The organism is Saccharopolyspora spinosa NRRL 18395, from assembly GCF_000194155.1.
GTDB classification, from domain to species: Bacteria; Actinomycetota; Actinomycetes; order Mycobacteriales; family Pseudonocardiaceae; genus Saccharopolyspora; species Saccharopolyspora spinosa.
Map to the genome: position 1 here is coordinate 229525 of NZ_GL877882.1, position 17588 is coordinate 247112.

Consider the following 17588-nt stretch of genomic DNA (forward strand, 5'->3'; position numbering starts at 1 on the left):
CTCGAACGACTCCAACGGCGAGCAGACACCCGCCCCTAACTACGAACCGCAGGCGCTGACACACCTGGGCCCATGCAACCAACCGCGAGGTGAGGAATGCCCGAACTCGTCGGCCTAGCCACTCTCGGCCGCACTCCACGACCAGACTTCGAGAAAACGTTCGCGCCATTTCTCCGAGGAAACCGCGTCAAGATGCGGGGCGCCCTCGACAACGTTGACGACGACACCATCTACAAATTGCACGACCCCGGCGGTGAGTATCCAATCCACATCCCCGTCACCAGCACAGTCGGCGTGGACATCCCCCGCGCCAGCATCAGGCCGTACCTGCAGGCGACTATCGATGCACTGGCTGACGACGGAGCCGCGGTCATCGCCATTCTCTGCGCGGGCGATCTCGGACCTGTATTCAGCGCTGTGCCACTTCTCGCGTCGGGTCGGCTGACCCCGGCGATCCTCAAGGCGACCGTTGGCGACACCCACGTCGGGATCATCTCGCCGAACGAAGGTCAAGTTCCGTTCGCTGAAGAGAAATGGCGCGGTGATGGTTTCGATGTGACCGCAAAATGCGTTCCGCCGTATGCGGCGGGAAGCGACCGCGCGGCTCGGCTGCTCGAAACGGTCCGCGAGCTTCGTGACCGCGGCGCGGCGGTCGTCGTGCTCGACTGCTTCGGCTTCAGTCTGAGTGATGCGCAACTTGCGCATCGGGAAGTAGGGGTTCCTGTCTTCTCCGCGCGAGAAGTCGCGGCACAAATAATCGGGCTGTTCTGTAGCAGCATGGCCGCCGATTAGAAACTCAAGAGAATAAGATAGGCGAAAGGAATTGATGAACGTGAACAACGACCGACTCGGCCCGTGGGAGGACGAGGTCGGCGGGCCTGTCCGCGACCTGATCGGCTACGGCCGGCACGGAGTCCGCAGCTTCTGGCCGGACGGCGCCAAGGCAGCCGTCGCGATCGTCGTCAACTTCGAGACCGGAGCCGAGGCGTCGTGGCCGTCCGGTGACCGACGGAACGATCGCATCTTCGAGTTTCCATACGCCCTCGACCCGCGATACCGCGACCTTGCCACTGAATCGGTGTCGGAGTACGGCGGCCGTGCCGGGATCTGGCGCATCGCGCGACTTCTCGACGAATATGACGTGAAGACCACGTTCTCCGGATGTGCGGTGGCCTTTGCCCGGAATCCCGAAGTGGGCGCCTACGTCAAGGAGGCGGGCCACGAACCAGGTTGTCACGGCTGGCGATGGGAGGAAGCCTGGACGCTATCGCGCCAGGAAGAACGGGAGCGCATCGCCGCCGCAGTCCAACTGATCGAAGAGTCCTGCGGCCAGCGGCCCCTCGGCTGGCAGACCAGGCACAGCGGTTCGACCCACACACGGGAACTCGTTGTAGAGGAAGGGGGATTCCTCTACGATTCAGACGCATACAATGACGACATTCCCTACTTTGTCAATGTCGCTGAGAAGAAGCACCTCGTTATCCCGTACAGCAGCGTGTACAACGACCACCGATTCGTGATCGCTCAGGGCTACTCGGAGCCCGCCGACTTCTTCAAGACGTGCAAGCATGGGCTCGACTTCTTGCGGCATGAAGGCGAGACCCATCCGAAGATGATGACCATTGGCATCCACGCTCACTGGATGGGCCAGGCCTCGCGGGCGTCTGCGCTGCAGATGTTCCTCGAGTACGTCCGCGAATTGGGTGACGTGTGGGTCGCGCCCCGTGTCGATATCGCGCGGTGGTGGATCGACCACCACCACGAGTTCGGATATGAGCAGTCGGCAGCCACCAGGGGTCGCTAGGAAACGTGCGGTACGGGCCGGCCAAAATCGGCCCGTACCGCCGCACCGGCACAAGCGCAGCCGCGGTGGTTCCAGTTGGCGCAGGGCGCGGAGCAATCGACGGGTACATAGTTTCCAACGGTCCACAACGAAACTGCCCCGACCTGCCGGTTCTCCGTCCGCGCAGGTCGGTGCTTCAGCTTCAACCGCGCTGGACAGCTGAATTACCCGGAGACCACCCGCTACAACTACCTCCTGGCTTCTGCTCAGTTGGCGCGTTATCTCGCCGAGTACGGGCCGGACCCCGATGCGCCAGCGGCGACCAAGGACCCGCGGATGTCACCAAGGCAAACATCGGCCCCGGCGAGTGTCGCGAACGTGAGGACACTCGGTCCAGGAGCGCGGCGAAGGCCTCGTCGATCTTCATTGGCCGCTGGCCCATACCGGATGTCCGTCGATGGTGATCTGTATGTCGTGTAGGTACGGCGCCAGCGCATCGAGGTCGACAGTGACGCCGAGGCCTGGCTTCTCGGGCGCCGAGACGAGGCCGTCTACGTCGCGTTCGAGGCGGGCGGGGGGGGGCGCCAGGACTCAGCGCGACCGGGTATTCGCACCATCGGTGCCGCCGTAACCCGGCATAAGGTTGCAGCGCTGCCGAAAGAGCCAGGTGTGAGGTGAACGTGTGGTTCACGTATGTCACGCCACCGTGGTCGGCGTGCTGGGCCACCTCGTACGCCGGGTGAATACCGCCGACGCGGCCGGTGTCGATCTGGATATAGGCAACTTTGCCGTAGTCGATCAGGTGCCGGGCCATGTGCGGGTTGTGCGAGGCCTCTCCGGCGGCGAGCCGAGGGCCACGGCTGGGGTTGGTCGATGCCGAGATCGCGGCGTAGGCATCGAATGCCGAGCCGGTGAACGGTTCCTCGAGCCAGGTCGCGTCGACGTCCACGAGAGCATCCCAACGGGCGCGAACGGCGTCGACGTCGGTGCGCCAGACCTGGCCGGCGTCCACCATGAGGGCTGTGTCGTTGCCGAGTCCGTTACGCGCCGCGAATAGATGTGCCGCGTCGTCGTTCGGTGTGCCGTGGCCGAAGGGGCCCCACCCGAATTTCGCCGCGACGAATCCCTGGCTGCGGATTTCTCTTGCACGGTCGTAGGTTTCGTCCGGTGTATCACCGAAAAGTATTGAAGCATAAGGAATCCGCCCGTGGCTGCGGTCGTAGCCGAGCAGCGACCAGACGGGAACGTCGCGGCGTTTGCCGAGCAGATCCCACAACGCCATCTCGATGCCTGAGTAGGTGTGGGATGCCTGAAGCACGTCCATGCTGCGATAGGCCACATCTGCCGAGATGGCGAGGATGTCCTCGGGCTTGTCGAGGCGACGGCCGAGTACCGAGGCGGACACCGGCTGGCAGGCGCCATGTGACGGCGGCGTGATGAACGCCGCTATCGAGACCAACGGCGATGCCTCGCACTCTCCCCAGCCGATGTCGTCACCGGAGCGCACTCGGACGAGGAGTGCATCCTGGCTCCCGTCCACCGCCGTGGTCACCGTCGGCAGGCTCGCGTAGAAGAAATCCACGGCGTCGATCCGCACGGGCACACCTCTCCTCGGATTTACTGATTATAGATTATCGTTAGTTAGCGCGACTGTCGAGCTGATGGATGGCCGAGCACGGGACCGTTCAACCGCGTGATCGTTGAGCAATTGGGCGGGGGAGAGCACGCGATCGGCGTGATCACGTTGTCGGCATATGCGCTCGGCGCCGTCCTGTCGGGGGCCGCTCGATGATCGGGGCGCGCGGCAGGACGGGATCGTTGCTGGTCGGCCTCATTCTCATCTTCGGGATGACTTCGCCCCTGGTGTACACCCTGGTGACCTGGCTACCGACGATCTTTCACGAGTCATCTCGGTGCGCAGCGCCGACGAGGTACAAGCCCGCGCACTATCGAACTAGGGGCAGTGCCCCGGCTACCTGCTCGCTGCGGTCGGGCTGCTGGGGTTCGGGCTTAGCCGAGGGGTTGATCCCGTCGTCGCTGGTACTCCTGGTGCAGTTGTTGCCAGTGTCCTTGATCGCCGTCGGTGATGTCGTTGTAGCGCGCAGGCTGGTCAGTCGGACTGGCCGCGCAGTTGCTCGGTCGGATGCTCGATGATGTGCTCGTGCATCACTTCTTCGATGGTGCCCGGGTCTTCACTGCGAATGGCGTCGAGGATCGCCTGATGATCGTCGACGACAACCGTTGGGGACTCGAGCCGGGTCGACATCCGGTAGATCTGCGCGCGGATCCGCGAATGCACGCTGTGCCAGAGCCGGATGGCCTGTTCCGAACCGGAGAGGTGCACCATCGTCTGATGGAACTGCACGTCCAGCTCGTTGACGGTGCGGAGGTCGTCGATCGCGGCGGCATCGCGCATCCGGCTCACGATGTCGTCCAGTTCCGAGAGGAGTTGCTCTCGCCGGGTGGCAGCGCTCTTCTTGACGCCGAACGTCTCGATCGCGAGCCGCACCGGGAGCAACAGGTTGACGATGTCCTCGGCGCTGATGTCGGTGACGAAGACGCCTCGGTTCGGGAAATGCTCGACAAGGCCCTCGTTCTCGAGCTGGCGCAACGCTTCGCGGATCGGGGCGGGGGAGACCCCGAACCTGGCCGCCAAGTCATCCTGCTTGAGTTGGGTGCCCGCGGTCAGGGAGCCGGTGACAATGTCTTCACGCAGCGTCGCGACAATCGCCTCGCGCACCGAAGTTGCAGGTAGGGATTGCCTGTGACCACCGGCAGGCACCGCAGTAGCGGACAACGTCGTCACGACCTCTCTTCTGGACTCGTACAGCTGCCCCGTCGAGCCCCATCAGGCCCGCGGAGCCCCACGGTATGAGGATAATCGTTTATCGATAGTGGTGATCCAGTATTACAGTCGGCCCCCCGGGGGCGCGCACGTGGGCAGCTCCACGGGTTGACAGGGAACAGATTATCGATAATAGTTCGCTCTGCCGCTTCGAGGAAGGGACCTCAATGACATCCGTCACCACCCTCCGTGGGATCCTCATCGCGCTCGCCACCCCGTTCTCCCAGGACGGTGCGGTCGACGAGGCGCGCCTGCGCAGCCACGTCTCGGACTTGGTGGACGCCGGAGTGCACGGCATCATCCCGTGCGGGAGCACCGGTGAATTCATCAATCTGACCAAGGACGAGCGCAAGCTCGTCACCGAGATCGTCATCGACGAGGTGGCTGGCCGTATCCCGGTTGTGCCGCACACGGGCGCGCTGCACGCCGCCGAGGTGATCGAACTGAGCCAGCACGCAAAGGACAAAGGCGCGGCGGCGATCATGGTCATCCCGCCGTATTTCGAGCCCAACACCTGGGCCGAGGTGCTGGCCCACTTCCAGAGGATCTCGGATTCGGTCGACCTGCCGATCATGTACTACCACATTCCGGAGACGACCGGGCTGGACCTGACGATCGATCAGTTCAGGGAGCTCGCCGCGATCCCGAACGTCACGTACATGAAGGAGTCTTCCGGCAATCTCAGCTTCCTGGTCGAATTGCTCGAAGACCCGGAGATCGACATCAAGGTCTTCAACGGCTGGGACGAAGTCACCCTGGCCACCTACGCGATCGGCGCGGTCGGCTCGGTATGGGGCGCCGCCAATTACTTCCCCGCCCTCGCGGTCGCACTTTATGAAACCGCAGTGGTCAAGAACGACATCGCCGCCGCACGCGAGATCTGGTCGACCATCTGGAAACTGGAGCAGCCGGTCCTGTCCGGCGGTTACGTGCAGAACGTCAAGGCGGCGCTGGCCGCGGCGGGCAAGCCGGTCGGCGATCCACGCCCGCCGGCCCTGCCCGCAACGCCCGGGACCGTCGAGACCCTCACCGCGGCTCTTGCGGCCGCAGGGCTGAAGGGCTGAGGGAATGGCGTCCATCGCACGCATCAGAGTGCGCGGTATCGGTCCGGAGATCCCACGAACCACCTGGGCCAACATGCCGCCACAACTCATGTTGATGACACTTGTCGAGATCGAAGACTCCGACGGCGCCGTCGGCTACGGCATGGCGCAGAGCTATGGAGCGGGTCAGTACGACCACTCCAACTTCGAGTCCATTCGCCCGTTGCTTCAGTTCATCATCGGTAAGGAAGCCGCCAACATCGAGGCGCGATGGCACGATCTGCACACCGTCATCACTCCCGCGACGCCCGGCACCGTGGCCGCGGTCGACATCGCACTGTGGGATCTCGCCGCGAAAAAGGCGGGCTTGCCGCTCTACCGCTACCTCGGCGGAGCGCGCGATGAGATGCCGGCGTACGCGTCGACGGCGCAACTCGACACCGTCAACGACTATCTCAAACATCTCGAGGAGATGGCCGACGAGGGGTTCACCGCCGTCAAATTCCACGCGTGGAATGTGCCCGAACGTGACCTGGAAATGTTGCGGGCGGCGCACCGGGAATTCGGCGACACGCTGACGCTCATGCACGACGCGGAAAATCGTTACGACTATTGGGGTGCGCTGCGGGTCGGCCGCGAACTCAGTGACATGAATTTCCGCTGGTTCGAGGCGCCGTTCAAGGATTACGACTTGAACAGTTACCGTCGGCTGCGTGAGCGGATCGACGTACCGATTGTGCCGCATGGCCTCTGGCTGCTCGATCTGCAAGAGTTCTATACCTACGCGGCCCAGGGCCCGTGGGACGCGGTGCGGTTCGACGCGACGATGAGCGGCGGCATTTCACAGGCCCGCAAACTGGTCGCACTGGCGGACTGTCTTGGCCTGCCGGCCGAGCAGCAGAGCTGGGGCTATTCCTTTATCCAAGCCGCTGCATTGCACATCGGACTGTCGAACCTGTCGAGCAGTTACTTCGAATCGCCAGTGCCATACGAGGCCTACGAATACGGCATCCTGAACCCGATCCGCGTCGGTAAGGACGGAATGGTTCGCCCGCCGTCGGGCAACGGGCTCGGACTCGATATCGATTGGCCGGCAATGGATGCGGCCACGCTTGTCTCGTACGAGACAACCTCTTCGACGGCCGTCGCGGCATGAACGCCATCGGTTCGCCCGAGCGCCTCGTCGTGGTGACGGGAGCCGCCAGCGGCATCGGGAGAGAGGTGGTGGAGGCGCAGCTGGCTCTCGGCGCACGAGTCATCGGCGTCGACATCCAGGCATTGGCGCTGTCTCCGGAGCAGGCGAAGGCCATCGACAATGGCCAACTGCTCGCGGTACAGCTCGACGTCCGCGACTCTGCCGCGGTGGATGCGGTGTTCGACGGGATCGTCGAGCGAGGTGAACGACTCACCGGCCTGGTGAGCTGCGCCGGGGTCGACGACGGCGGGCCAAGCCATGAGTTCGGAGACGACGCGTTCCGACGTGTCTTGGAGATCAACCTCTTTGGCACGTTCTACCTATGCCGAGGCGCGCTGCGCACGTTCGTCAGCCAGGAGACCTCTGGGGCGATTGTATGCATCTCGTCTCCCTTCGCGACCGTGTCGCCCCCAGGCGGCGTGGCTGCCTACGCCTCGTCGAAGGGTGGGGTCGCCGCGCTCACCCGCAACCTTGCGGTGGAGTACGCGAGTCGCGGCATCAGAGTCAACTCGGTGACTCCTGGCGCTACTGAGACGCCGCTCATGTGGGCCAATGCCGATCCCGCCACGGTGCCACGGATGCGCCAGCAGATCGCGGGCGAGGTTCCGCTGGGCCGTATCGCCGACCCATCGGAACCCGCCGCGGCCGTCAGCTGGCTGTTGAGTGACGCGGCGTCCTACGTCACGGGAGCCACGATCGCGTGCGACGGGGGCGTGCTCGCGGCCGGGGTGCTGACGTTGTGAACGCCGATAGAGCGCAGTCGCCGTCACGGCTGGACAGTGCCCGCGCAGTGATGGAGTCGCTGTCCATCGGGGCATTCGTCGCCACCGATCACGCCACCGTCCGGTGGCTTCTCGACGACGAACCGAAGGAAGCCACCGGCGTCATTGTCACGGAGACGAGCTTGCGACCGGTCACCGGTGACGATTTTGCCGGTGACGCCCGCGAGGTCCGAGAGCGGCTGGGGCTGGATCTGGCCGTGGTCGGGGTGGAGACATCGGCGCTTCCCGCGACGGTCGGCCGGGTGCTGGGCGGGCGGAGTTTGTACGACCTGACGCACCTGCTCGCGCCGCTCCGGTCCTGTTTGGATGAAGCCGCGTTGGATCGCGTTCGGTTCGCGAGTCGGCTGGCCAGCCGCGCGCAGACGGTGTTCCGAGAGAGACTTGCGGTGGGCGTAAGTGAGGCCGAGGTGGCTGCGGCGGTGTTCGAAGCCGTCAGTCATCCGCACGACGCACCGGCGCCCATTGTGGACCTGATGTTCGGCTTGCGATGTGCTCTCGTGGGTATGCCACCGACGGGCAAGCGCCTCGTGGCGGGAGAGACCGCACTGCTCGACTTCGCACCGCTCATCGATGGCTACTGGTCCGACTCGTGCAGCACGGTAGTGGTCGGCGCGACGCCGAACCAGGAGATCCGGCGGCTGCACGTGGCCGCCATGAAAGCGCTCGAGCGCGCTATCGCGTTGGTCGAGCCAGGGCGGACTGTCGGCGAGATTGACCGCGCCGTTCGAGACATCATGGCCGACGCCGGATACACCTATCCGCATCTGACTGGGCACGGCGTCGGACTCAAACAACAGGATTATCCGCTCTTCAGCCCGGCATCGACGGCGGTCCTCCGGGAAGGTTTCGTCCTCGCCATCGAGCCAGGTGGCTACGCCGAGGGTTTCGGCGTGCGGGTCGAGCACGTGATGCGAGTGGGTGCGGGAGGTGCGGAACTGTTGACCACACATTCCCTCGCACTCGGCTAAACGGTACGTCGTGCAGATGAACAGAAACCCTTGACCATCGAGGATCGTCCGGACCGGATGAGAGGTATGCCATGACGACGGAGAACCACTACGAAACCGTCATCGTGGGCGGCGGATTGGCCGGCCTGTACGCGGCCTATCAGCTGCGCGGCCGTCGCGTCCTCGTGCTCGAGGCGAGCGAACGCACCGGCGGGCGGATCCGATCGCACCGCATGGGTAATCGCTGGGTTAACGTCGGTGCGCACGTCTATCCGAACCCGGAGAGCATCATGGGCGCTCTCGCGGAGGAGCTGGGGATCGAGGTCATCGACATCCCCGGATCCCTCAGGGGAATCGTGGCAGACGACAAGATCATCAACCCATCGCGCGTCGAGATGCTCCCGTTCGTTCTGCCGATGCCAATGCGGCAGCGCCTGGCCTTCGTGCGCAAGGGGCTGAAGCTCTCCCTCGCCATGTCGAGGTTCAACCGGATCGAGCACCGGGTTGCCACCACCGACGAGGAACGCGACCAGCAACGCCGAGAGACAGTCGACTTCGAGGCCGGCCGGACTTTCGCCGAATTCATGAACGGTGTCCCGGCCGCGATGGACCCGCTCATCCGCGCGCTCGCTCGCCGGTCCGCCGGCGAGCCGGAACAAGTCTCGGCGGGCGCCGCGCTCATGTGCTTGGCGCACGTCATGGGACCAGCCAATGCGCCCGGGGCGACCGCTCGGGTCATGGTCGGCGGAACGGAGACCGTTATCGAGGGACTCCTTGCGGTGCTCGGGAATGACGCCGTGCGGCTCTCGGCGCCGGTCACCCTGGTCGACGCGACGTCGGAGAAGAACATTCAAATCGATTTCGAGTCGCCCTCCGGGCCATCGACGGTCACGGCCGACACGGTCATTGTCGCGACGCCGGCCCCAATCGCGCGGAAGATTCTCCACCCGATGCCGCCGGAGCTTGGCGCCGGTCTTGATTCAGTGACGTATGGTGCATTTCTCAGCGTCGGCATATTCACCAACGAGACCGCTCCCGCATCGACGGATCATCTGTACGCGATCACCACGCCTGGTAAACAGTTCGACTTCCTGTTCAATCACGCCAACCCGGTACACCCGCGTTCCGCGCACCGCGATGGCGGAGCTTTCATGGCCTATCGCGGAGGTCCGCGCGCCGAGGAGCTGATGAACGAGCCCGACGAAAAGATCGCCGCGGTTTATCTCGCGCAATTCCTCGAGATCCTTCCCGAGTACCAGGGAAAGATCGTCGAGGCGCACGTGCAGCGCTGGCCGCTGGGTACGGCATACGCGGCTCCTGGCCGCAACGCGTATCAGTCGGTGCTGGAGGCCGGACACCCCGACCGCCGGGTCGGTCTCGCCGGTGACTACTTCGACCCCCTGAGCGGCATGGAACAAGCCGTGCGTGCGGCGCGACTCGCCGTCGACAGGATCAAATTCGCCCGCAGATGAATCTTCCAGAGCGTCAGTGAGCCTGGATCTCCGAACACCGCGTTCATCACCACGACGGGAGCAGATCATGAAGCGCAAGCTCGCCACGGCAGGACTGACCGCCGTCCTCCTCTTGGCAACGGCAGCGTGCGGTTCCTCCGGAAGCTCGGGGTCATCCGCCGCGCCCAGCGACACCAGCGCGCCCCTGTACTCCGCAGTTCCCGAGAAGTTCCGGGGCGGCATCACGGTCTCCTTGCAGACCAACCAACCGCCGCTGTCCTTCCAGAAAGACGGGCAGACCGTTGGCGAGGATCCCGAACTGCTCGCCGAACTGTCCAAAGTGCTTGGTATTCACATCAAGGTGGAGCCGGCCGCTTTCGAGAGCATGCTGCTCGGCCTCGATCAAGGCAAGTACGACTTCGTGCTCCAGACCGACATCACGGCCGCGCGCGCGGCGAAGTACACGCAGCTATCACAGTTCAAAGACGGCTACACCTTCATGACCACAAAGGACAATCCTGATATCGGTAGCTCGGAATCGGACCTGTGTGGACTGACCATCGGCACGCAGTCCGGCGCCAACTACACGGCATATCTGCAGAAGGTCTCGACAAAATGCACCTCGGAGGGCAAGGGTGCGATCGTACTGGTCGCACTGCCGGATGTGCCCTCGCTGTACCTTGCCGCCGCGAGCGGTCGCATCAAGGCGCTGAGCGCCCCCGTGTCGACGCTCGGCTACTTTATCCAGTCCGATCAGGACAAGGTAGGTAAGGAGTGGAAGCTGACCGGCCCGACCTACCTGCAGAGCAAGGTCGGCTGGACCTTCCCGAAGAACTCCGAGCTGGCGCCCGCCGTCGAGAAGGCGCTGAACAAGATGATCGCAGACGGCAGCTACCAGAAGATCCTCACCAAGTGGGGCCTGCAGGGCAACATCGCCGACAAGGCAGAGCTGAATCCGAATGTGAACTGACGAGCAGACGACCCGCGATACTCAGGAAGAACGGGCGAAGATGAACGGTGAAACCCAGGCCCAGGATGTGCTGAAACCCCCGCGAGTAAAGGACGGCCGGCCGAACCTGGAGGATCTGCCCACGCGCGAGCGGATCTCGATACCGCTCATCGTGGCGACAATCGTCACGACGATCCTGACAGCGGCCGTGCTGGTGAGCTTCTTCACCAACAAGGCCGTCCAGTGGCCGATCGTCATCGGATACCTGTTCGACGGGCGCATTCTGCAAGGCGTCCTGACCACGATCGAAATCACGGCAATGGCTATGGCGCTCGGGCTCGTGATCGCGGTGACCGTCGCGCTCATGCGGCTGTCCAAAAGCAAGCTGCTCCGCACGGTCGCGCAAGCCTACACCTGGTTGTTTCGTGCGATGCCGCTGCTCGTTCTCCTGATCCTGACCTACAATTTCGCACTGTTCTATCCGGAGGTCGGTATCGGCATTCCGGCCCGGCCGATGTCGGCATTCCGGCCGGGCCGATGTGGTGGTCAGCGCCATCGACGGATTTGCTCACGCCCATTCTGGCCGCGGTCATCGCCTTCGCGCTCAACGAGGGTGCCTACTCCTCCGAAATTCTGCGCGCCTCCATCCTGTCCGTTCCTCGCGGGCAGGAGGAAGCGGCCGTCGCGCTCGGCATGACCAAGGCACGCGTCTACCGGCGGGTGGTGCTGCCCCAGGCGATCCGGATCGCGATACCGCCGATATTCAACAATCTGATCAACATGCTCAAAGGCACTTCGATCGTGGCTTTCATCGGCGTGTTCGACCTCATGTACACCGTCCAGTCCATTTACCAGATCTCCTACGAGATAGCCCCGCTGCTCGTGGTTGCCACCATCTGGTACCTGGTGGTGGTCACCATCCTGACCTTCGTCCAGTCGGCGCTCGAGTCCAAGTTCGCATTCACCCGGTCGAACTCACTGCGACGCCGCATTCTCAGTAACGCCTTCGGAGGTCGCTCATGAGTCCGTTGCCGATTCTGGAGGCTCGCAAGGTCAGCAAGACGATCAAGCACAACACGATTCTCGAGGACGTGAGTATCGAGGTGCAGAAAGGAGAGACTGTCTGCCTGCTCGGTCCCTCCGGCGCGGGCAAGACCACCTTCCTGCGTTGCTTGAACTACCTCGAGAAGCCCAGTTCCGGTGCGATCCTCCTGGAAGGCGAGCTGCTCGGATACCGGCTCGCCAAGAACCAGAACCACCTGGTTGAACTCACCCAGCGCGAGGTGGCTCGACAGCGACGCAGCATCGGCATGGTTTTCCAGTCGTTCAACCTGTTCTCACACAAGACCGTGCTCGAGAACGTGATCGAGGCTCCGGTCGGGGTACTGGGTCGCCCGAAAGCCGAGGCCATCGCCGAGGCACAGGAACTACTGGCCACGGTTGGCATGGAGCACAAAGCGAACGACATGCCGGACCGGCTGTCCGGCGGACAACAGCAGCGCGTAGCCATCGCCAGGGCCCTCGCGATGCACCCGAAGGTCATGCTCTTCGACGAGCCGACCTCGGCACTCGACCCGGAACTAGTCCGCGAGGTCTTGGAAGCCATGAAGAAACTCGTTGAACTCGGCATGACGATGATCGTTGTCACGCACGAAGTCGGGTTCGCGCGTGAGGTCGCATCCCGTGCCGTGTTCATGGAAGCCGGGCGGATCGTCGAAGACGGACCCGCCCGTGAGGTGCTATCGGTGTCACAAAACCCACGCACCAAGATGTTTCTGCAGCAGGTGCTCTGACGCACCCCACCACTGATGAGGAGCTGCGATGCTCGAACAGATCGCCAGGCTGCGGCGAAGCAGCGCGGCGCTCGACTCGTCCCCGCTCACCTTCGACGGGGGAGGGCATTACCGAATCGAGATCCCGAGCGTCGAAACGCTCGCCGCCTTCGACATCGCTGTGCAGGAGGCGGCTCGACGCGAGGTCCCGATCCATCGAATCTCGCAGGGCAGCGGGATCATGCTGCTGACCGACGAAGAGCTGGCCGGTTATGCGCGACTCGGCGTGGCACACCATATCGAGGTCTGTTTGTTCGTCGGTCCCCGGGCAGCTTGGGATGGTGCGAGTCCATCACGGGCGACCGCCGAGGGAGCAGCCATCGGAGCGCGCAACGTCGGCCTCGCGTCACTGCACGGTGCCCTCAGCGATGTGTACCGGGCAGTCGATCACGGGATTCGCAGCGTTCTCGTCGCGGACGAGGGACTGATGGCGCTGATCGCCAAGGCGAAGACCGAGGGCTCGCTACCCGCCGACCTCATCGTGAAAGCTTCGGCGCTGATGGGCATCTCCAATCCCTACTCGGCCGAGGTGATCCATCGCATCGGGGCCGATTCGATCAACATTCCGGCGGAGACGTCGCTGCCGGAGCTCGCCGCGTTCCGTTCGGTGACCGACGGCGTCCTCGACCTCTATGTCGAAGGCCCCGACAGCCTCGGCGGTTTCCTGCGCTACCACGACATCGCCGAGATCATCAGAATCGCCGCCCCCGTGTATGTGAAATTCGGCTTGCGCAACGTCGCGCCGATGTACCCGACAGGGTCACACCTGCATGCCTTGGCCGAACAGACCACCGCTGAACGCATCCGTCGCGCCGCGATCGGACTGGAACACCTTGCCCGCGCCGGCACCGATCTCAAAGTCGACGAATCATGCGACCGTGCTGGGATCCCGGTCGCGTGAATAATTCGTGGGCGGTACCGGCACTCTCGGCACCAACCCGAACGGCGTGACCGGCGGGGCCGCCGAGGCGCTGCGCCGTACCGACGTGGTGGTCGGGTGTCGGTGCCGAGGAGCTGGTGGCGACGATGGCCGACGACGCCATCGTGTTCGCGCTGTGGCGCGATTTTCGGCATGCACAGGGGTCAGACATGATTGATCCGATACAACGGAAAGTAGGAAGAGATTTTCCCGGCCGCGTAGTCCGTGGTCAACTGTGGGACATCGCCGAATTCGTAGATGCTGCTGGGGTCGATATCCGCACCGCTGCCCGATTCAGGTGAGAGCGGTTACCCTTTACGGGGGAGCCGACGTTCCTGGCGTGTTGATCATGGAATTCTCGATTACGCTTCACGGCCCCTTGTATTTGTGTCGTAAATATGATTGTGTGCCCGCCATTGGCCACCGCCGCACCGGCCGCCCGCCGCAGCCGGTCGGTCAGCCGTGCCCGCGCCGGAACCTCATCCACGGCCTCGGTGAAGGTCCTTCTGCCGTACCCGGGCTGGTCAACCTGAGCTCCGACCTCCAATTCGGTCGGCATCCGCCCCCAACATGTACTGCCGAGGAGATCGCCCTCGACCTGGCGATCCAAGACGCCGAGCGGATCCACCACGACGAGGACGAACTCGTCACTGACTTGGAGGCTGAACTGCCGGCCTCGCGGTCCGACTACAACTGCGACGCGCTGCAGGACGTCTTGTTCCAGGACAAGGACGACGAAGGCTTGCTCACCACCGCGTTCTGCTCGACCAGCAGGATGCCGAACGCTCCGGCCGCGGTCGCGCCCCCCATCCTCGAGCCAGTCTGGCTTCTCGACAATGCCGAGCGCGACGAGCCACGATCGGTCCGCGCGTTCTCCGGCGGCTTCGGTCAGGGCGCGGGTGGTGTGTTTTTCGTGGAAGCCGAGCATCCGGGCGACGACGGGTGCGGGGCAGGCAGGACGAGTTGGCGAAGGGCTGAAATCGCCTTTCATCGCGCGCTTGCGCCCCTGATCACCGGCGCTCGCACCGCGACCCCGGGCCGCCGCAACGATGTCCAGCAGCCCGGGGTGTCCGATCAAGACGGCAACGGCATCGGGTCGATGCTCTGGTCGTTCGCGGTCAGGTCGATGCCGTAGTCCTTTGCGAAGACCATGTAAGTGCTGTCCAGCACGTTCTCGGTGTTCTCGTTCAGGGTGTAAACACGCGCCCCGCGCAGGCGGTTGCGCTCGGCACCGGACAGCCCGTAGGTGCCGAAGCCGGTGCTGCCGGCGTAACCGAGCAGCACGCCGTAGTAGTTGCTGTGGTAGGTGTTGACGTGGTCGTGCCCGCAGAACACGCCCTTGACGTCACCGCGGGTGAGGATCGCGTTGAACATGCCGCTGTTGAACGGCCCGGGGCATTCGGCCTCGTTGCGCTCGCCGACGATGCCGTGCCGAGCCACACCCCGCGCGTGGTCGGCGTCGGTGCGCCCGTCGACGCTGCCGAATCACATGAAGCGGTACTCCCACAACGGGATGTGGATGAACATCAGACCCGGCACCTTCCGGCCGACCTGCCGCTCGATCTCCACCGACCGCTGGAAATACCAGGCGACCTGGTCCATCCGCAGCCAGTCCCAGGTCGGGTAGCCCGCGAAGTTCTGCCCGGCGATGTTGCCCGGCGCGTAGCGACCGCTGTCCAGCAGCCACAGGTTGAACTTCGGGTTGTTGCCCCGTGCGCCGTGGATGAACAGGTTCATGTTGCCAGTACCGGTGACGCCGCGCGGGCCCAGCTCGTTCACGTTATAGGCGTAGGACCGGTAGTACTCCAGCATCTCGGACTCGTCGAGGCCGCCCTTCGCGGTGGAGTCCTCGTCGTGGTTGCCGTAGGTGATGGCCCACGGGATCTTTCGCGCTTCCATCGGCTGCACGATGTTGTTCATCGCCTGCCGCATCTCCAGCTCGGTGTGTCCTGACACGATCCTTCGGCGTAAGCGCCTGGAGAGCACCGGAGAGCCGCGCTCACCCCTTCACCAGGGCCACCAAGACCAAACCGGACGAAACCGGATCTTCCGCCCAAAAGATCAAAACGCTGGGCCCTCGGCATGACCAAGTTCCTTTCTGAGACAAAGGACAGTGTCCATTCGTGCAGAGGGCTTGTTTGATCTCTGGGCGGAACCAAGTATGGCAATTACCTGGAAGACGAACCGATTTTACTGCGGGAATGGGATCCCGCGTCCTGCGCGCGGCTCGGGGGGCGCATATTCGGAAACGCTGCGGCGGAGAATCGGGAGCGTCCGGATTTGCGTACAAGATTCGCCGTAATCGTCTAAGGGTGCTGGAAACAGTTTCCAAACATAAGGTGCACACAACGTGATTACACCCATGACGACTGGAAGCGTGAACGCGGGTCGCCAGCCTATGATGCGGCATGAACCTGCGACCGAGGAGAGCGCCCGGATCTTCCAGCGGCGTCGACACGCTCTTGTTGGCACAGCTCTGTTCAACAGCTACTTCAAGCAAGCGCGACTGGACGAGCTCCTGCGGTGGGCGGTGACCGAGTTCGAGTCGGTGCATGTGTTCCTCCCTGACACGACCACCGCTTTCACGATGCAGGCCCGCGGCTATCCGGCGGTGGAAGCAGAGCGGAAGACGCGGCGCGAGGCACGAAGGCTGCGCGGGAAGATATGCGGGTCGCTTGCCATGCTCGGCGTCGCGTCCCCCGAGCAGATGATCATCGACTTCGCCTGGCTCAACGAGAACGAGGAGTACCTGCGCACGAGGGACGAGGTTGCGGAGGTCTTCGGGGCGGATGAAGACTTCAGGAAGGCCTGTCTGGCCGAGTCTGAGTCAGTCGCGAGGAGCAGGCGGAGAACCGATGGCATTCTCACGGAGGAAGAGCTGAACATGGCGGCACGGTACTTGCTGGCCGAGATCCCGCTTTTCGTAAACGCTCCCGCCATACTTGGCATGCCCGAGACTGTGTTCTGCTACCACCGCATCGAACCGTTCGAACGTGACCTGTACCGCGGCGCGTTCGCGCTGAAAGCAGTACCTCGGCAAGGCTGGGTCGTGGTCGAGTCCGCTTCTTCGGAAATGGTGGACGCCGGTGCCGCGGCCGGGTCCCTGCCGCGACCACGTACCGCAGGTGCGCTGTGAACCGCGCCGATACGGCCGATTGCGAACCCCGGCGGTCCGGCGAGCAAGTCGCTGGAAGTCCCAGCGCCTGTGGTAGGCGCGGCTTCGGCTGGTCTGCACGGCGACCAAACCGGCTGGTACTCCTGGAATCTCGATCGTCCCGCCGACCGGCAGCGGGACGATCGAGGGGAGCAGCAAGACCTCTACGACGGGCCCGGGCGATCTGGCGGCATAGCACCGCGTTCTCGTGCCGCAACGCCAACATCTCCGCATCCTTGGTCATGCGCCTGCGAAGCACAACAGCGGGCACCTTGATCAGATTTCGGACTAGCGCGGTGACGATCGGCAGCGGCATCGAAGGATCATCCCAGGCCCCGGCGCCCCCTGGAGGCCGTTGCCCTGCGCGGAGAACCTACAGGCCAGACCCAGAATCGTATTTCCGACCGGGACAAGGTCGCCGAGGTACCAGGACGCGGGATCTCGACCAGGTCGGTCTCTCGCCCCGCGCACCAGCGGCTTCATCCAGGTTCGGCGGGCCGCTCGTAGTCGATTTTGGACCAGGAATCGCCGACCCAGACGTAGTAGGGCTCGAAGTCGCGGTGCATCAGTGAGTGGTCGGACTTGATGTCCTGTACCGGCGTGATCGTTCTAAGCCGAGAGGCCAACATCAGCATCCACGGGAACTCTCCCAGGCCAACGACGCAAGACCTGCCCTCTCCGGCCACTA

Annotated in this window: 20 protein-coding genes; 15 read left to right on the forward strand and 5 right to left on the reverse strand. The window is 63.9% G+C overall.

All coding sequences use genetic code 11. The features are described from left to right. The first annotated feature begins 96 nt into the window (after positions 1 to 96). Positions 97 to 792 (forward strand): AroM family protein, encoded by a 696-nt coding sequence (locus tag SSPN_RS0136595; protein WP_083822314.1) that lies wholly within the window; start codon positions 97 to 99, stop codon positions 790 to 792. Between the two features lie 34 nt (positions 793 to 826). Next, positions 827 to 1804, forward strand: a complete 978-nt coding sequence (locus tag SSPN_RS0136600) for a polysaccharide deacetylase family protein (protein ID WP_010314842.1) — start codon at positions 827 to 829, stop codon at positions 1802 to 1804. 181 nt (positions 1805 to 1985) lie between these two features. Here SSPN_RS0136600 and SSPN_RS53020 read toward each other — a convergent pair whose 3' ends face one another. Both SSPN_RS53020 and SSPN_RS47620 read right to left on the reverse strand, forming a co-directional pair. Next, complete coding sequence (locus SSPN_RS53020; RefSeq protein ID WP_202798996.1) at positions 1986 to 3380, reverse strand: mandelate racemase/muconate lactonizing enzyme family protein; 1395 nt, start codon at positions 3378 to 3380, stop codon at positions 1986 to 1988. 513 nt (positions 3381 to 3893) lie between these two features. Next, a complete protein-coding gene (locus SSPN_RS47620; protein WP_083822315.1) occupies positions 3894 to 4589 on the reverse strand; it encodes a GntR family transcriptional regulator in 696 nt (231 codons plus the stop codon). A 206-nt stretch (positions 4590 to 4795) separates the two neighbouring features. Between SSPN_RS47620 and SSPN_RS47625 the strand changes: the two genes are divergently transcribed. The 12 genes from SSPN_RS47625 to SSPN_RS61065 all read left to right on the forward strand — a co-directional run bounded on the left by SSPN_RS47625 (position 4796) and on the right by SSPN_RS61065 (position 14881). Next, on the forward strand, positions 4796 to 5692 hold the full coding sequence (locus tag SSPN_RS47625) for a dihydrodipicolinate synthase family protein (RefSeq protein WP_010314850.1): 897 nt from the start codon (positions 4796 to 4798) through the stop codon (positions 5690 to 5692). Between the two features lie 4 nt (positions 5693 to 5696). Continuing rightward, positions 5697 to 6827: a mandelate racemase/muconate lactonizing enzyme family protein gene (locus SSPN_RS47630; protein ID WP_010314852.1), complete on the forward strand. Its 1131-nt coding sequence runs from the start codon at positions 5697 to 5699 to the stop codon at positions 6825 to 6827. Continuing rightward, positions 6824 to 7609 carry an SDR family NAD(P)-dependent oxidoreductase gene (locus SSPN_RS0136625; protein ID WP_010314854.1) on the forward strand — a complete coding sequence of 262 codons (786 nt, stop codon included), beginning with the start codon at positions 6824 to 6826 and terminating at the stop codon, positions 7607 to 7609. The genes SSPN_RS47630 and SSPN_RS0136625 overlap by 4 nt, the downstream gene beginning before the upstream one ends. After that, on the forward strand, positions 7606 to 8616 hold the full coding sequence (locus SSPN_RS49670; protein ID WP_143539594.1) for a M24 family metallopeptidase: 1011 nt from the start codon (positions 7606 to 7608) through the stop codon (positions 8614 to 8616). Before SSPN_RS0136625 ends, SSPN_RS49670 begins: the two co-directional genes overlap by 4 nt. 71 nt (positions 8617 to 8687) lie before the next feature. Beyond that, a complete protein-coding gene (locus tag SSPN_RS0136635; protein ID WP_010314869.1) occupies positions 8688 to 10067 on the forward strand; it encodes a flavin monoamine oxidase family protein in 1380 nt (459 codons plus the stop codon). A 67-nt stretch (positions 10068 to 10134) separates the two neighbouring features. Then, the gene (locus SSPN_RS0136640; protein WP_010314871.1) at positions 10135 to 11016 is read left to right on the forward strand and encodes a transporter substrate-binding domain-containing protein; all 882 of its coding nucleotides are present in this window, start codon (positions 10135 to 10137) and stop codon (positions 11014 to 11016) included. Positions 11017 to 11056: 40 nt separating this feature from the next. Continuing rightward, a complete protein-coding gene (locus tag SSPN_RS49675) occupies positions 11057 to 11692 on the forward strand; it encodes an ABC transporter permease subunit (RefSeq protein ID WP_010314873.1) in 636 nt (211 codons plus the stop codon). Beyond that, positions 11587 to 12018: an amino acid ABC transporter permease gene (locus tag SSPN_RS49680; RefSeq protein WP_237710952.1), complete on the forward strand. Its 432-nt coding sequence runs from the start codon at positions 11587 to 11589 to the stop codon at positions 12016 to 12018. The genes SSPN_RS49675 and SSPN_RS49680 overlap by 106 nt, the downstream gene beginning before the upstream one ends. Then, positions 12015 to 12788 carry an amino acid ABC transporter ATP-binding protein gene (locus tag SSPN_RS0136650; RefSeq protein WP_010314877.1) on the forward strand — a complete coding sequence of 258 codons (774 nt, stop codon included), beginning with the start codon at positions 12015 to 12017 and terminating at the stop codon, positions 12786 to 12788. The genes SSPN_RS49680 and SSPN_RS0136650 overlap by 4 nt, the downstream gene beginning before the upstream one ends. Before the next feature lie 28 nt (positions 12789 to 12816). After that, positions 12817 to 13728: a U32 family peptidase gene (locus SSPN_RS47645; protein ID WP_010314879.1), complete on the forward strand. Its 912-nt coding sequence runs from the start codon at positions 12817 to 12819 to the stop codon at positions 13726 to 13728. A 116-nt stretch (positions 13729 to 13844) separates the two neighbouring features. Continuing rightward, positions 13845 to 14048 (forward strand): hypothetical protein, encoded by a 204-nt coding sequence (locus SSPN_RS57310; protein WP_170121565.1) that lies wholly within the window; start codon positions 13845 to 13847, stop codon positions 14046 to 14048. 104 nt (positions 14049 to 14152) lie between these two features. Then, positions 14153 to 14881: a hypothetical protein gene (locus SSPN_RS61065; RefSeq protein ID WP_010314881.1), complete on the forward strand. Its 729-nt coding sequence runs from the start codon at positions 14153 to 14155 to the stop codon at positions 14879 to 14881. Here the strand turns inward: SSPN_RS61065 and SSPN_RS58885 are convergent. Both SSPN_RS58885 and SSPN_RS58890 read right to left on the reverse strand, forming a co-directional pair. Beyond that, positions 14821 to 15186, reverse strand: a complete 366-nt coding sequence (locus tag SSPN_RS58885) for a metallophosphoesterase family protein (protein ID WP_202798997.1) — start codon at positions 15184 to 15186, stop codon at positions 14821 to 14823. The two genes, SSPN_RS61065 and SSPN_RS58885, sit on opposite strands and share 61 nt — an antisense overlap. Before the next feature lie 45 nt (positions 15187 to 15231). Then, complete coding sequence (locus SSPN_RS58890) at positions 15232 to 15702, reverse strand: metallophosphoesterase family protein (RefSeq protein ID WP_202798998.1); 471 nt, start codon at positions 15700 to 15702, stop codon at positions 15232 to 15234. A 442-nt stretch (positions 15703 to 16144) separates the two neighbouring features. Here SSPN_RS58890 and SSPN_RS49685 point away from each other — a divergent pair, with 442 nt between their 5' ends. Beyond that, the gene (locus SSPN_RS49685; RefSeq protein WP_049887729.1) at positions 16145 to 16882 is read left to right on the forward strand and encodes a tRNA-dependent cyclodipeptide synthase; all 738 of its coding nucleotides are present in this window, start codon (positions 16145 to 16147) and stop codon (positions 16880 to 16882) included. A 497-nt stretch (positions 16883 to 17379) separates the two neighbouring features. Here SSPN_RS49685 and SSPN_RS56000 read toward each other — a convergent pair whose 3' ends face one another. Then, the gene (locus tag SSPN_RS56000) at positions 17380 to 17529 is read right to left on the reverse strand and encodes a hypothetical protein (protein ID WP_010314883.1); all 150 of its coding nucleotides are present in this window, start codon (positions 17527 to 17529) and stop codon (positions 17380 to 17382) included. Positions 17530 to 17588 lie beyond the last annotated feature (59 nt).